Here is a 13,743-nt window from a genome sequence, read left to right as displayed (position 1 = left end):
GACCCCAGAGCTCAAAGGCTCCGGCAGAGAAAGTGCTCACCTGCTGGCGGCTACAACATCAAGTCTCTACGACCCGATACGTCCCATTAGGCAGGTCTGTTGCAGAGTCGTGGCCACGGTCGTTGGTGCTGGCGATGACGGAGGCGGCGGGCTGCTTCTCGGCGATCTCGCGGGCCAGGTTCGGGCCGGACACGACCGCCACCCGGTCCGCGGGCACCCGGGTCACCTCGGTGACGACTTCCGACATGCGCAGGCCGCTGTGGGTCTCGATGCCCTTCATGAGACTGACCACGACCGTCTGCGGCTCGATCAGCGGCGCCCACCGGGTGAGGTTGGCGCGCAGCGACTGGGCCGGGATGGACACCACCATGAAGTCGGCCCCGGCAAGAGCCTTGACAGGGTCGGTGGTGGCCCAAAGCGTCGTCGGCAGCATGATCCCGGGCAGGTAAGCAGGGTTCTCGTGACTGTTGTTGATCGCGTCGGCAATCTCGTCGCGGCGGACATGCAGCAGGACGTCGTTGCCGGCAGCGTCGGCCAGGACCGCCGCGAAGGCCGTCCCCATGACCCGGCCGACAGAACGGCGATCTTCATCCGAACTTCCTTGATGTACATCGGGGATTGAGTGTCGGAGCCTATTGGGGCGCGGTCGGGTCGGGTGGGCGGCACAGAGGTCAGGACGAGCGAGCGGCGCCGGAGGCTTCTTCCCGCCCGCCACCGACCACGGGCACTACGGGGCCAGGGCTTCGAGGTAGGCCACGACGCCGGTGCGCCGGGCCTCGTCTACGGCGATCAGCCGGGCCAGGCCACGCGGGGGCATGAGCTGGCCCCACTCTTCCACCGTGCGCACCCGCACCTCGCAGTGCTCCTCGGGGTCCAGCTCGATCCCGTTGATCTGCCGGTCCGTCAGGGTGCCCCCGTCGAAGACGAACCCGATGTGATTGACCGGCCATTCCCCGTCCTGCGCGGCGAAGTGCACGGCCAGAAGCCGCTGTGGCCCGGTGAAGTCGATGCCGGTCTCCTCTCGGCATTCACGGACCGCGCACTGCCACGGCGTCTCCCCGAACTCCAGATTGCCGCCGGGCCACTGCCATGTCTCCCGACTGCGTACGGCCCGGAGCTGGACTGGACGACCTTGGGTGTCGGTGAAGTAGAGGCAGGCGTAGGAGGTGGCCTGCGCGATCGTCTTCACGTACTCCTCGGGCGGCAGCCAGATATTCGTCATAGGGACCTCCTGCAGATCTCACCGAGCCAGCTGTTGAACGCGGCCTGATAGGCACGTGTGGCTTCGCAGCCGGGCACGGCAGGGAAGTTTGGCGCTCGGGCCCGTTTTCCGGGCCCGCCGCAGCAGTCCCGCAGGCTCGCACGCCGGGGCCGGGACGTGATGCCGTCCCAGTCCGCGATGGTCAGGCCGGCGGCCGGGAGCACCGGGGCGTGCGTCGCGTACAGGGAGGGCTGCGACCTCGACTAGGTCGGGCGGGTTGGTCCCGTTGCCCTCGACATCGACGACGAGCAGCGTGAGCCAAGAGGAGAAGATCATGCGGCTGGATCCAGTACAGGTGTGGGCACGGGGCTTCCTCCAAGGCTCGGGCACCTATTTGACGGAATGGCCCCGCGATCTATTACAGCCCATGTGCCACCTGTGGTGAGACTGCTGCCACCTGTGGTGAGACTGCTTCGCGCTCGGCTGGCACGAAGCAGTCCTCCGGAATCAGTTCTCAGGCCAGTTGTGGTAGGTGAGGCCTCCGGGCTGTGTGAGGCTGCCGTTCAGGCCGATGGCGGGGTAGGGGATCAGGTTGTCGGGCAGGTCGTTTTCGGCGAACCATTGCAGCGCGAGGCACTTGTCGGTTTCCCGGTTGACCAAGTCGCCGGTGTACTTGGTGGTCTCGAAGAAGAACCCCAGGCGGTCGGGTGTGCCGTCGCCCTGGTGGTGGATGACGGTGTGCCGGAGCGTCATGGTCTCGGGGTCGGCGTCGAGGTTGGTCTCTTCGTAGAGCTCGCGAGCGGCCGCCTCGGCGGGAGTCTCGTTCTGTCGGCGTTCGAGCTTGCCGGAGGGCAGGTGCCACTGGCCGTATCCGTAGGGGCCGCCGCGCTGTGAGAGGAGAATTTCCTGTCTGTTGCGGACGATGACGTGGACGTCCGTGATCGGCGCTGTGACGGTGGAAGTGCTGTCGCTCATGGTCTCGGAGTCTCTAACTCGGCGGGGGAGCAGTCGGGTTGACGCTATCGCCCGGGGCGGGCGTGGCGCGGGCGATTGGCTGGGCGACATCCTCAGGGGTGAGGTGCGTGGTGTCGATCGTCACGGTGGGTAGCCTAGGGGCGGGCATGTACGGGCCCGGTCTCGAACAACCGGCGTTAGGAGGTAACACGGAGCGTCAGCTCGCGAAGTTGGCGGCCTGTGGCGGTGATGTCGTATCGACGCGCGTTATTGAGAGCCGCCGTGGTCAGGGCCTGGCGCCGGTGGACGTCCTGGCCCATCTCGTCTAGGGCCACGGCCAGCGAGCGCGGATTGCCGGGAGTGTAGGGAATACCAGCGTTCCCGAGGATCTCCTTCACACCGGGAAGCTCGGAGTAGGCGACCGGGAGCCCGTGGGCTTGGGCCTCGATGAGGACGAGCCCGAAGGCCTCCAGGCCTCTGGTTGTGAAGACGAAGGCGTCGAAGTCTGGCAGGCGGCGCCACAGTTCGGCGCGGGGCAGGAACGGATCAAATTGGACCCGGTCCCGCAGCCCGAGTTCGATGGCCCGGTGTTCGAGATGGTTCCGTAGAGGTCCGTTGCCGATCACGGTCAGGTGGTGCGGCTGGTCCGTTAGAGCGAGGGCTTTGACGGCGGTGATCGTGGATTTGTTGTCGTCCAGGCGGCCGGCGTGCACCAGAGAGAGGGGGCCGGCTCCCGAAGGCGGTTGATCGCGTACCTGGGCGTCGGCCAGACGGATGCCCCACGGAATGACGGCGAGGCGGTCGGTGAATCGGCGCCCGGTGAGCCGGTCGATGCGGTCGGCGAGGACGGAGGTCGGGGTGACGATCGCGGCGCTGGCGGCGGCGACTTCGAGCATGGCCGCGTGTTCCGTTGTGTTGCGCTCGGCAGCCATCACTTCGGGGCCGTGGGCGATCGAGACGATCGGAATGGTGCCGGCGGTACGGCTGAAGGCCAAGCTGAGCGCAAACCCGAGGTACTGGGCGTGGATGGCGTCCGGCCGGAGCTGCTCGATGAGCGCCCCAACCTCTTGCGTCAGCTCGTCCACGTAGTCGTCGAAGCCGGGGCCCTGGAGGCGTTTCGTTGTGGAGAGGGGGATCAGGTGACCGAACGCAGCTTTCCACGCCTGATCGACCGGTCTCCTGCCGAGGTAGGTCGTATGGGTGTCGGGCATGGCGCGGTAGAGGTCGCTGACGAGGATCAGGCTCCCGGACGAAGGCTCGGACGTGCGGTTGATGCCGGTGAGGATGGTCAGGGGTTTCATGGTCATGCGGAGATCCCCTTGCTGGATGACCGGTGGGTGGGGAGCGGAGACGGGTCCCCGTTCCACCGTGATCCGTGAGTCGGCGGTGGGCTTCTGCCCGCGGTGACGAGGTGGCGCCCACCACGACGCCAGGTGCGGCGTGAAGGCGGCGGTGACCTCCTGGGCCGGGTGCAGGAAGCCTTTGCTGTCCTGCTTTGCCGTCCACGCCCGGATGGCCGACCGGGGGTAGATGGGGTGTATCCCGATCTCGCCCTTGGGGAGGATGCCGTTGAAGGGCGTGGGGATGCCCGCGTGGTTCCAGTAGTCCCATGCCTCCAGCGCCTTGGCCTTCTCGAAGCAGTGGTAGAGCTGCTCGTAGCGGGGCATGTACCGGATCTCGCGGAAGATCATCTGTCCAATCAGCCCCGGCGCGACGTGCCGGAGTGTGCTGAGACCAGCGCCCTGGAAGGTGACCGAGGCCGCGTCCTGGGACGGGTGCAGCGCGGTCCGGGCGAACAGGTGGGACAGCCGCCGCCGTACATACTCGGCGGCTCCCGGGACGAGCGCCGGTTCCACGCCGTCGATGAGCTGGAGGAGCCGCTGGTGGCGCGGATGGAAACGGGCCAGGTCGAACAACTGGTGCATGCCGTCCACGGCGGCGAATGCGATCCTCTTGTACAGCCAGTTGTTCAGCTCCCCGGCCTGGGCGTGGGTCTTGGTCTCCGGAGTCGCGGAGTGGAGCATCAGGTACTCGGACAGCACCTCGAAGTACAGATAGCCGAGGAAGGGCACGGCGGGCACGGCGGCAGCCAACTGGTCGATGAACTCGGGTGCCGCGGTGGCGCGGCCGGCGGCGTTGCGCAGGGCCGTGTCGAGGAACACGGCGGCGGTGCGCAGCCCGGCCGTCAGGGCACATTCGAGGTGGTCGTTCTCGGCCGGGGTGAGGAAGCTCTGGTAGCGCACGTACGTGCGCAGGTGGATGGCGCCGAGGTGCAGGTAGTCCACGCCCTTGGTGGGGATCGGGGCGTCCGGGGTGACCTCGAAGATCATGGGCGTGGTGTTGGGCTTCGTCTGCATGAGGTAGGCGCCGAGGTTGTGCGGGCGCCATCCCTCGCGCTGACGGACGAGTGGGGAGCAGTACAGGGCTCCGACCAGGCATCCGGTGGAGACGTGCAGTTCACCGCTGGTGCGGATGGCGGAGATGTCCTTGGTGGTGTGCAGCAGGTACATGGGCCGGCCGCTGGCGAGCGCTTTGGTCATCGCGCTGTGCTGGATCAGCCAGCCGTTGGGGGTGTCACCTTCCAGGTAGCGACGCCAGTCGTCCTCGCTCTCGGCCAGAGAGGCCGGGGCCGGGCGCTGCGCGGGCTTGGTGTAGTCCGTGTGGGCGTGCTCCCATTCGTCGCGCAAGAGAACTCCTGGGGGTTGAAGTCAGCGGCGGGCCGGGGGAGTTCGGGAGCTACAGGGTCTCGACGTTCGCTCCGGACAGGCGATTGCGGCAGTCGAGAACGTACGAGGCGTCCTTCTCGATCATGGTGAGGTCGAACCGGGTGTGGTCCATGAGGAGCACCACGGCATCAGCGGCGGCTACCTCCTGCGGGCTCGCATCGACCCGGGTCACGTTCAGCTTGCTGGTGTCGCTCTCCTGGACGTTGGGGTCGGCGCCGCGGACATCGGCGCCGAGGCCGGTGAGGAGTTCGGCGACCCTCGCCGAAGGGGAGTTGCGCAGGTCGGTGGCGTTGTACTTGTAGGTCAGGCCGAGCAGGAGGATGCGCGACCCCTTGACGGGCAGACCCCGCTTGTCGAGTCCGTCCACGACGCGCTGGACGACGTAGTCGGGCATGTGCCGGTTCACGTCGTCGGCGAGGTCCACGAACCGGAAGGGGGTCCCCAGCTCCTGCTCGACCTTCCAGGAGAGGAACAGCGGATCGACGGGCAGGCAGTGCCCGCCGACTCCCGGCCCCGGGGTGAACCGCGTGAAGCCGAACGGCTTGGTCGCGGCAGCGTCGATCGCCTCCCAGAGGTTCACGCCGAGGGGCGCCGCCAGCGTCGCCAGCTCGTTCATGAGCGAGATATTGACCAGCCGGAAGGTGTTCTCCAGCAGCTTCGCCAGCTCGGCGACCTTGGGCCCAGACACCGGGACCGTGGTCTTGAAGATGCCGTCGTAGAACCCCTTGATCACGTCGAGGGACTTGGCGTCGATCCCGGACACCACCTTCGGTGTCCCGTCGAACGACCAGCGCTTGTTCCCCGGAGCGATGCGCTCGGGACTGAACCCGGCCAGGAAGTCGTCCCCGGCCCACAGGCCCGACGCCTTCTCCAGGATCGGCACCAGCAGTTCCTCGGTGCAGCCGGGATAGGTCGTGGACTCCAGGACCACGGTCGCGCCGGGGCGAAGGTGCTCGCCCAGGGTCCGGGCGCAGGTCTCGATGTAGGTCAGGTCGGGCACGCCGTCCCGCAGCGGGGTCGGCACGGTGATCACCGCGATCTCGAAACCGGCCAGCGCGGAAGCGTCGGCGGTCGCCGCGTAGTCCCCGGAGTCCAGCACGGCGCGCAGCCGCGCGCAGGTCACGTCCTCGACGTAGGAGTGACCGGCGACGAGCTGCTGGACCCGGTGCGCGTCCACGTCGTAGCCGATCACGCGATGCCCCACCTCCGCGGCACGTACAGCCAGCGAAAGCCCTACGTAGCCCTGACCAGCGACGACTATCTGCATGTCAGCTCCTACTCGGTTGCGGTGCTTGAATGAACCGTCATTCCTGATCTGGCAAGGAGATGTGCTGTGCCCCTGGTGTCAGTCGTGATGCCCGTCTACAACTCGGCGGCCACCCTCGGCGCGGCCGTCCGATCGGTGCTCACACAGACGCACAGCGACGTGGAGCTGCTGGTCACCGATGATCAGTCCTCCGACGGCTCGATGGATCTGCTGCGCGAGTTCGCCGCCCAGGACGAGCGCGTGCTGCCGCAGTCGGCGCCCGAGCGGGGTGGTGCGGGCCGGGCTCGCAACCTCGCGATCGAGCGGGCCCGCGGGGACTACGTGGCGTTCCTCGACTCCGACGACATGTGGCTGCCGGAGAAGACCGAGAAGCAGCTGGCCTTCGCCGCCGAGGGCGATGCGCCGCTGACGTTCACCAGCTACTTCAAGATGGACGCCGACTACGACGGCGAGAGCACCGACTGGGTCCCCAACGGGCGGGTGATCCGGGCGCGGGCGCACGTGGACTACCGCGCGATGCTGGTCCAGGACCACATCGGTGCTCTCACCGCCATGTACGACCGCACTGTCCTGGGCACCAGGCTCATGCCGGAGATGCGCAAGCGCCAGGACTACGCGCTGTGGTTGTCGATCATGCGGGACGGCGCTGACGCCCGCGGCCTGGCCGAGCCGCTTGCGGTGTACCGGGCGGGTCAGGCGGGATCGCTGTCCTCCAACAAGATGTCCTTGGTCAAGTACAACTGGAAGCTGTACCGCGAGCACGAGGATCTGTCGGTCCCGCGGGCAACGTGGGCGCTGGCCGGCGCTGTGTGGCAGTCGCTGCGCAACTCGCGCGTCTAACGCGCACGGGCCCGGGAAGCCCGGTGCGCGACCGTTCCGGCAGGCACCCGACCATGCCGAGCACTGCGGCTGTGCCGCGTGCTCGGGGGCTGGATCTGGGGGCGGAACTCGGTGGGGCACCGGTGCCATCGGCCGGCTACGCGGCCGAGCCGTTGGCGTCCCTCGCACGCAGGAACAACTGGAGGAGTAGCCGACGGTCGGAGACTGGGACGGTCTCCTGACCGCTGCGGAGCGCCTCTCGGCCGTGCAGAAATCTGCGCTGGTTCACGATGAGGTAGTCCCCGGGCTGGAGCATGAAGGAGACTTGACCTCGGACGAGTTCTTCGACGAGCTGCCTGGCGGCGTCGGCGTGCGCCTCGCCGAGCGCGGACCTCTTCAACATCTTGGCGGTGAACCGGACGAACCCCTCGCCCTGGTCGGAGCCGTCCAGGATCGGGAACGGCTTGTACTCCTCGCCGACGCCGAACAGGTCGAAGAAGGTCCCGTAGTAGTAGGCCGACTCGGCCAGCAGCGCGCGGCCGTCCTCTGACAGTCGCGCCACCGCCGCGTGGGCGTCGGAGAGGATGCTGCGGCCGCCACCGAGCGGGTCGGGGCGAACGCACAGGAGCGTGGTGTAGTCCGGGGGGCGGGTCGCGTTCACCAGATCCATGTGGAAGGCGTTGTACCCGATACCGCTGGACTTGCCCGGGTCTTTGTCGACCTTGACCCCGATGTCCTTCCACAGCGGCCACCGCGGGAAGGGCGAGAAGGGGACAGCCACCTCGGCCGCGAAGCCCGTCACCAGCCGCAGGAACCGGTCATCGTCGGCCCCGAGCACCTTGGCGAGGTTCCCCAGGCGCAGCACGGCGTACCCGCCATAGTCGCCGTGGAGAGCACCGAGCAGCGAGCTCCTGACCGCGGTGAAGTGCGGAGCTGACTCCAGTTCGGACCGGTACTGCTCGATGGTCGAGTCTGCCAAGAAGATGTCCTGCACTTCCCAGGCAGGCAGCGTGCTTCCGATCTGGATCAGGCTGTCTTCCAGCTCCTTCGGCAGGTCGATGAACGGGCCGGCATTCATGGCTTCGGACATGGGGGGCCTTTCTCCGGTGTCGTGCCAGGAGAGTGTTGTGCCCGGCCCCGCCGCCGAACAAGAGGGGGAAGCGGCGGGGCCGGGCGGGGGTGCTGTGCCGGCGGTTCGGTGCCGGAACAGCGGCCACAGAGTGGGGCCCGCAGCCGGAGCTGTGGCGTGCCGTCTGTGGCCAGGGCCGGACCGGATGGAGTCCGGGCCCCGTTCGAGGGGTGCCGCGCCCGGCCCCGGGCTAGAGCCGGGCGCGGCCACCGCGGGGCGAGACGTGCGCTCGGGGACCGTCCCCGCTTAAGAGGGTCCCGAACTCGCGCGCCGTTGCCCTACGGCCAGGCCCGGGGCAACCCGGGCCGTCTTGGGGGGGTGTTCAGGAAGGGCGGTGGCCGCGCACGATCACGGTGGACGCCATGCCTTCCTTGCCTGGCGGGGGCGACACGGTCCAGGCCTCCGCTTCGACGGGCCGCCGTCGTCGCTCAGCTGCACTTGCCCCAGGCGGGGCACGGTGTAGAAGGCCCGTAACAGCTCGTCCAGGCGGTCCTGATCGGATACGTCGAAAGAGGGCATCGGGTTCCTCTTGTTGAGGGGATCGGGCCGCGGAGTGCGCTAAGTTCGCCGCGCATGGCGCATCGACGGCAAGGCGAGTTCAGGCCGTCTCAAGCGACGTGTTGCGGGGGGCGTATGTGGCGGATGGTCACCGCTTGGCCTCCCGGTCACGACCCACGTGCGGAAGTAGTCGTCGCTGTACGTGGGCGTGAGCAGGCCCTCGCGGGACAACTGTGCAAACGCGCAGGTGACATCGGCCGGGGACACGCCTAAAGAGCGCGCGATCCGCGACGCGAACAGGCGTTGGCCCCGTTGGAGCGTGCCGTGCCGGATGCGGTCACGGATGCGCTTGGTAACTGGTGCCGCGTGCTGGCCGTGACGCTGACGCTGCTCGTCGAAACGCATACTCATGTCCTTCCGGTCACCGAACCCGCCCCAGGCCGGGGCGGGGAGTTCATGTACCGACCGGCCCGCCGCCTCCTCGGGAGATGGAGAGGAAGGCGGCGGAACCGGGCAGCAGCCGCACACGGTGTCCGGATGAGACACCGCACGCGGCGCAAGAAGCAGGGAAGGGGGCCAGAGCTGAGGCCGTAGCTCTGGTTGTCCTGCTCCATGCCAGTCCGGGCTCCTGTCAGCTCCCAGACCGTCCTTGGGGCTCTCAGGCGGCGAAGCCGCCGAGAGAGGTAGGCCGCGAGCCGCGCCGGCCTACCCCCTTCAGAGAGCGGACTGGAACGCCGACGCCGACGGCACGTTGCCCGCCGTCTCGGTGACGCGGCAGACGACGGCCGGTACGTCGCCGTCGTGCTGCCTGTGGGCGCGCTCGGCAAGCGGCACCCGCGGACCGGCCGGGACGTTCGGGGTGGTGCGGGCGGCGGCAGAGACCAGAAGGGGCATGATGTTCCGATCAGTAGAGGCGGTGGGGCCCGGAGCAGCGCGGTCGCCGCGCAGGGGAGGCCGCTCAGGCTCGGCCCAACGGTCGCGCTGCTCCGGGGATTTGTGGCCGCCTGCCGGCCGGGCCTCCGTCACGGGCATCGGGCCCTGGCAACCGGTCGGCAGGCGGAAGCTTCTCCTTGTGGTGCTGAAGAATCACCGCGGTAGTTGATGAGGTGGTCAGCCGCCGTAGCCGGTCAGGGCGATCGCCATGTGCGACGCGTTGACCAGCCACGTCACGCGCGTCGACCAGCCGGTACCCAGGGCGTCGAGCTCGGCGAACGTCAGGCCCCGGTGATAGAGGTCCTGGACCTGGCCCTCCTTGACGATCGGTGTGATCGCGTAGAACGTTCCCCACGGGGCGAGCCAGCGCCCGGCGTCGACGAGGAGCCGCTGGCGGTCGAAGTACGGCAAGCTCAGGCGGCATGACACCAGGTCGAGGCTGCCGGGGGTCAGGTCCTTCGGGATTGGCTCGGAGTCGACGTCCCACAGCTCGAACGTCACGTCAGGTGTCGCGTGCTCGGCGTGCGCTTTCTGGATCGCGGTCAGGCTGTTGTCGTAGCCGACGACTTGCATACCCCACCAGCCCAGGCGGCGCGTCCACTCACCTGTCCCGCAGCCCAGATCGACAGCGCGCTGACCATGCGTGGGTGCCACCCGGGTGAGGAACTGCTCCTCTTCGGGCTGTGTCGTGAGCCTGTTCGACTCCTTCTCGTGCCACCGGTTCCAGGTGGCCACGTCCGGTGTGACGGCGTGCGTTGTTGTCACGATCCCGCTCCCTGCTCGTTGCGCACTGTGGCGATCTTCGACATGCGGTGCAGACGGCCCAGGCCAGTGCCAGTCCCGGCGGGCGTCTGCGATGCGGGGACCGCGAAGAGATCCACCGACGGGGCTCCGTCAGGCCCGGGTTCGGGCATCGGCAGGGACGCCTCGATCCGCTGACGGGCGTCCTGCGGGCTGCGTTTCTCCAGACGCGCAGGGGGACGGCTGTCGCCGAACGCCTCGAACATCTCTCTCCTCATTTTGAGTTCGCCGACACGAGGACCGGCATGACCACAAGGCTTGCCAGGGCGACGATCAGCAGGTTCAGGCACCACTGCCGCCAGCCCCAGCCGCGTTTGTCCATCCACGCGATGGCGCGCGATAACGGAGCCACAGCGCCCTTCACACGTCGGTCTCGGCCACGACCAGGGCGACGAACCCACGGCGGCCGCACACGAATTCCAGCTCGGCGACGTACTCGTGCTCGTCCGCGCTGATGTGCCTGCGGTCCAGGACGATCACCCCATCCGCGTAGCCCTCGTATACGTGTTTCCGGGCCATCAACCAGTCATCGCGCTTCCTGGGCGGCAGCGTCCCGACCGGGTCGATGAACACCTTCGTCATGTCCCAGCCGCGCCGGTCAGCGTCCGTGCGCAGCGTCGCTTCCGCATCCGCCGTGGCCTGGCCGGGCAGCGCCTGGAGATACCCCACGACCCTTCGGCGGCGAGGCGGCCGCTCGGCGAGGACCGGATCGTTCAGCCTCTGCCTCAGCGCCTTGAGACGCTCTCCTGTCGTCGGTATCCGCCCCGGCGCCTTCCCAGTGATCTTCGCGAGGACGTCCCGCTCCGGGTCCGTGTCCGTCCACGTCGTGTCGTTGCTGGGGACTGCTGTACGTGCCGTACTCGGTGACATTGAGGTGTCTCCGTCAGTGGGCTTCCAGTGGTCTGGGAGGCGCCGCCCCCGACCTGGAATGCAAGGGGGGCAGGGACGAGAGCGGCGCCCACACGGCCGGCGGGGAGATGAGACCGGCCCTTGTGCAGCCCAACAAGCCTTGGCCAATACGTCACAGATGCGACTCAACTGCCGTATAGCAGTGGCCTGTTGGGCTTTCAGCATGCTCCTATTGCTCGTATCAGCGCAACATGAACGACAGGACCCGCAAAAAGACAGAACGCTTATCCCCATCGTCAGACCAGTCTTCGACGTGCCAGACTGCGTCCATGACTGACAACTCCGCGACGGCGACGGCTAAAACCGCAACGCCGACTCTCAAGAGGCGTCGGGTAGGTGGCCAACTGCGGCGCTGGCGCGGCACGTTGAAGTCCGGCGACGCAGCGAAGCTCATGACCTGGGACAGCACACGCCTGAGCAGGGTCGAACGCGGCCTTTACAAGATCTCGGCACAGGACGTACGCAAGCTTGCCGCGTTCTATGGCATCGACGACGAAGCAGCGGTGGACGAGGTGGCACGGGTCGCCGAGGATCCGCCGGGCGGTGGCTGGTGGAGGCCATACATCGGGCGCGTCAGCGACAGCCTGATCGACTTCATCGACCTCGAATCGGACGCTGTCACTGTCCGCATGCAGCACCGATCCATCGTGCCCGGACCACTCCAATCGCCCGGCTACGTGCGGGAGATGATCGGACGTGCGCCTATGGCCGTCCCACCAGACCGAGCCGAGACGCTGGTGTCCATTCGCTTGGCGCGACAGGAGATCCTGACCCGCACCGAGCACCCCGTGAACTTCCATGCGCTTGTGCCCGAGTCGGCGTTTCACGCGACGTTCGAGTCCGGACCGGCGATCATGCGTGATCAGCTCCGCCGACTCCTCGACCTGTCAGAGCTGCCCAACATCACGATCCAGATCCTGCCCATGACCACGCACCCTGCATTCGGCTCAAACGGAGCGAGCACAATTCTCACGTTCAGACACCCGTGGGTTCCGGTGGCCAGCGTGGACAACCCTATGGGCGGCACTCACACCGAGAACCCCGACCAGGTCAGCTACCTGGAGACCGAGTTTGCGGGCATCGCCCGCGTAGCACTTCCCGCGGACAAATCACGGGATCTCATCACCGAGCACCTGGAAGGACTCCACAAGTGATCACTAACAACGGGCAGCGCACGCTCATGGCCTCTGAGCTTGACGGCGCGGCCTGGAAAAAGTCTTCGTACAGCGGCAACAACGAAGGCCAGTGCGTTGAGATCGCCGATTTGGTCGCCACGGCGTACGCAAGCGTCGCTGTCCGTGACTCGAAGGACCCGAGCGGCCCCGCGCTGCTGCTGAACCCTGCCGTGTTCGCCGGCTTCATCGGCGATGTGGCCAACGGCCGGATCTGATCCGGCGCGTATAGACGACTGGCCCGTTTCCCCCACGTCGAGTGCGGGGGAAGCGGGCCAGTCTCGTACATGTGTACCCGAAGGTCTAGACAGCCTACCGGCGCCCCTCCGGGCAGGTCAGCCCCTCGGACGCGTCCGGGACCCGCTGCCCGCGATCTAAAGGAACGCGGCACGAGCGGGCCCCGGCAACAGCCGACCGAGTATCCACCCGGCAGGCCCATCCGGAAGCGGAATCGACCGAGGTATCCCCGGACTGAGGCGGCCTGTAATACATCGCGCCCCAACCCGTCTGTAGGGATGAAGCACATACCCGAGCATCACCCAGGAGTCGTTGTGACCACCGCCCCGCCCCGTTCCCCCCATCCCAGCCAGCCCCGGGGCCCGCAACTACCTGCCGCCGCTGCCCATGCCCGGCCGGGTCAAGGCGATGCGCGTCGTACTGTTCGTGGTCGGCGGCCTCAACGCCCTGGCCGGCATGCTGGTCCTGTTCGGTGCCACTGCCGTCAGCGCGTTGGTGAGAGCGTGCCAGGCCGCGATGTCTACGGTGGCGCCCCGCTTGCACGGTTAAGACCGCAGGCAGAGGGACCAGGCAAGGTCCATCCTGCTTCTTCCGCTAAGGCAGGCCAAGCCAAGTACATGGTGCGCCCGGGCGTAAGCGCAGCTGCTGTCTCTTCACGCCTATGGGACTGCTGAAGGCGGCTGCGCATGTCGGTGCGTATCCGTTCGGCCTCCCAGGTACGAAGACGCGCCTCCTTCACGAAGGTCTTGAAGGCCCGTCCAGAGGCCATGGACCACAGCAGCGCCATCACATCGTCCGGAAGCCAACCAGGGTGCGGGGCTTCGGGTAGGTCGACCAGATGGTGACGTAACGCGAGCGCGACAAGACCAGCTCGCGTGGTCTGATGTCCCACCCGCTTAATCAACTTTCGGACACACCACGACACTTCGTCAGCCCCCGCGCCGAGTGCCTTGGCCATGGAGCTGTCTGTCCCGCCAACGACTAAGAATTTCAGGACTGCCCGTTCCGGCGTGGCGAGAACCTTGAGGCCCGCGGGGCAATCGCCATCGAGGATTCCAGGCGGAATGACCCTGCTCAGGGTCGGACGGGCAGTGTCG

The 13,743-nt window shown here is 67.5% G+C and carries 12 protein-coding genes and 1 pseudogene; 3 read left to right on the top strand and 10 right to left on the bottom strand.

All coding sequences use genetic code 11. The annotated features are described in order from the left end of the window. Window positions 1–118: 118 nt before the first annotated feature. The 5 genes and pseudogenes from ACIQ8J_RS33320 to ACIQ8J_RS33300 form a co-directional block, all read right to left on the bottom strand. Window positions 119–612: pseudogene (locus ACIQ8J_RS33320) on the bottom strand (2-dehydropantoate 2-reductase N-terminal domain-containing protein); the annotation flags it as partial. Between the two features lie 115 nt (window positions 613–727). After that, the gene (locus tag ACIQ8J_RS33315) at window positions 728–1,222 is read right to left on the bottom strand and encodes an NUDIX domain-containing protein (protein WP_403277465.1); all 495 of its coding nucleotides are present in this window, start codon (window positions 1,220–1,222) and stop codon (window positions 728–730) included. A gap of 486 nt (window positions 1,223–1,708) precedes the next feature. Then, window positions 1,709–2,176 (bottom strand): NUDIX domain-containing protein, encoded by a 468-nt coding sequence (locus ACIQ8J_RS33310; protein WP_403277466.1) that lies wholly within the window; start codon window positions 2,174–2,176, stop codon window positions 1,709–1,711. Window positions 2,177–2,352: 176 nt separating this feature from the next. Beyond that, complete coding sequence (locus tag ACIQ8J_RS33305) at window positions 2,353–4,842, bottom strand: glycosyltransferase family 4 protein (protein WP_403277467.1); 2,490 nt, start codon at window positions 4,840–4,842, stop codon at window positions 2,353–2,355. A 49-nt stretch (window positions 4,843–4,891) separates the two neighbouring features. After that, the gene (locus ACIQ8J_RS33300; protein WP_403277468.1) at window positions 4,892–6,148 is read right to left on the bottom strand and encodes a nucleotide sugar dehydrogenase; all 1,257 of its coding nucleotides are present in this window, start codon (window positions 6,146–6,148) and stop codon (window positions 4,892–4,894) included. Between the two features lie 66 nt (window positions 6,149–6,214). Here ACIQ8J_RS33300 and ACIQ8J_RS33295 point away from each other — a divergent pair, with 66 nt between their 5' ends. Next, window positions 6,215–6,988 carry a glycosyltransferase family 2 protein gene (locus ACIQ8J_RS33295; RefSeq protein ID WP_403277469.1) on the top strand — a complete coding sequence of 258 codons (774 nt, stop codon included), beginning with the start codon at window positions 6,215–6,217 and terminating at the stop codon, window positions 6,986–6,988. A 136-nt stretch (window positions 6,989–7,124) separates the two neighbouring features. Here ACIQ8J_RS33295 and ACIQ8J_RS33290 read toward each other — a convergent pair whose 3' ends face one another. The 5 genes from ACIQ8J_RS33290 to ACIQ8J_RS33270 form a co-directional block, all read right to left on the bottom strand. Continuing rightward, window positions 7,125–8,057, bottom strand: a complete 933-nt coding sequence (locus ACIQ8J_RS33290) for a TauD/TfdA family dioxygenase (RefSeq protein WP_403277470.1) — start codon at window positions 8,055–8,057, stop codon at window positions 7,125–7,127. A 1,251-nt stretch (window positions 8,058–9,308) separates the two neighbouring features. Then, on the bottom strand, window positions 9,309–9,488 hold the full coding sequence (locus ACIQ8J_RS33285) for a hypothetical protein (RefSeq protein ID WP_403277471.1): 180 nt from the start codon (window positions 9,486–9,488) through the stop codon (window positions 9,309–9,311). A gap of 216 nt (window positions 9,489–9,704) precedes the next feature. Continuing rightward, the gene (locus ACIQ8J_RS33280) at window positions 9,705–10,292 is read right to left on the bottom strand and encodes a class I SAM-dependent methyltransferase (protein WP_403277472.1); all 588 of its coding nucleotides are present in this window, start codon (window positions 10,290–10,292) and stop codon (window positions 9,705–9,707) included. Next, window positions 10,289–10,534 carry a hypothetical protein gene (locus tag ACIQ8J_RS33275; RefSeq protein ID WP_403277473.1) on the bottom strand — a complete coding sequence of 82 codons (246 nt, stop codon included), beginning with the start codon at window positions 10,532–10,534 and terminating at the stop codon, window positions 10,289–10,291. Before ACIQ8J_RS33275 ends, ACIQ8J_RS33280 begins: the two co-directional genes overlap by 4 nt. A gap of 154 nt (window positions 10,535–10,688) precedes the next feature. Continuing rightward, window positions 10,689–11,198, bottom strand: coding sequence for a hypothetical protein (locus tag ACIQ8J_RS33270; protein WP_403277474.1), 510 nt, complete (start codon window positions 11,196–11,198; stop codon window positions 10,689–10,691). A gap of 308 nt (window positions 11,199–11,506) precedes the next feature. Between ACIQ8J_RS33270 and ACIQ8J_RS33265 the strand changes: the two genes are divergently transcribed. Next, on the top strand, window positions 11,507–12,391 hold the full coding sequence (locus tag ACIQ8J_RS33265) for a helix-turn-helix transcriptional regulator (protein ID WP_403277475.1): 885 nt from the start codon (window positions 11,507–11,509) through the stop codon (window positions 12,389–12,391). Continuing rightward, window positions 12,388–12,627 (top strand): DUF397 domain-containing protein, encoded by a 240-nt coding sequence (locus tag ACIQ8J_RS33260; RefSeq protein WP_403277476.1) that lies wholly within the window; start codon window positions 12,388–12,390, stop codon window positions 12,625–12,627. The genes ACIQ8J_RS33265 and ACIQ8J_RS33260 overlap by 4 nt, the downstream gene beginning before the upstream one ends. Window positions 12,628–13,743: the final 1,116 nt, after the last annotated feature.

The organism is Streptomyces sp. NPDC094147, assembly GCF_044764265.1.
GTDB lineage: Bacteria > Actinomycetota > Actinomycetes > Streptomycetales > Streptomycetaceae > Streptomyces.
Note: the sequence above shows the minus strand (reverse complement) of the source record. Positions and strands in the feature narration are given on the sequence as shown.

Coding starts and splice junctions, on each gene's coding strand:
- ACIQ8J_RS33315 (WP_403277465.1), bottom strand. CDS start 1,222: ATGACGAATATCTGGCTGCCGCCCGAGGAGTACGTGAAGACGATCGCG.
- ACIQ8J_RS33310 (WP_403277466.1), bottom strand. CDS start 2,176: ATGAGCGACAGCACTTCCACCGTCACAGCGCCGATCACGGACGTCCAC.
- ACIQ8J_RS33300 (WP_403277468.1), bottom strand. CDS start 6,148: ATGCAGATAGTCGTCGCTGGTCAGGGCTACGTAGGGCTTTCGCTGGCT.
- ACIQ8J_RS33290 (WP_403277470.1), bottom strand. CDS start 8,057: ATGTCCGAAGCCATGAATGCCGGCCCGTTCATCGACCTGCCGAAGGAG.
- ACIQ8J_RS33285 (WP_403277471.1), bottom strand. CDS start 9,488: ATGCCCCTTCTGGTCTCTGCCGCCGCCCGCACCACCCCGAACGTCCCG.
- ACIQ8J_RS33275 (WP_403277473.1), bottom strand. CDS start 10,534: ATGTTCGAGGCGTTCGGCGACAGCCGTCCCCCTGCGCGTCTGGAGAAA.
- ACIQ8J_RS33270 (WP_403277474.1), bottom strand. CDS start 11,198: ATGTCACCGAGTACGGCACGTACAGCAGTCCCCAGCAACGACACGACG.
- ACIQ8J_RS33265 (WP_403277475.1), top strand. CDS start 11,507: ATGACTGACAACTCCGCGACGGCGACGGCTAAAACCGCAACGCCGACT.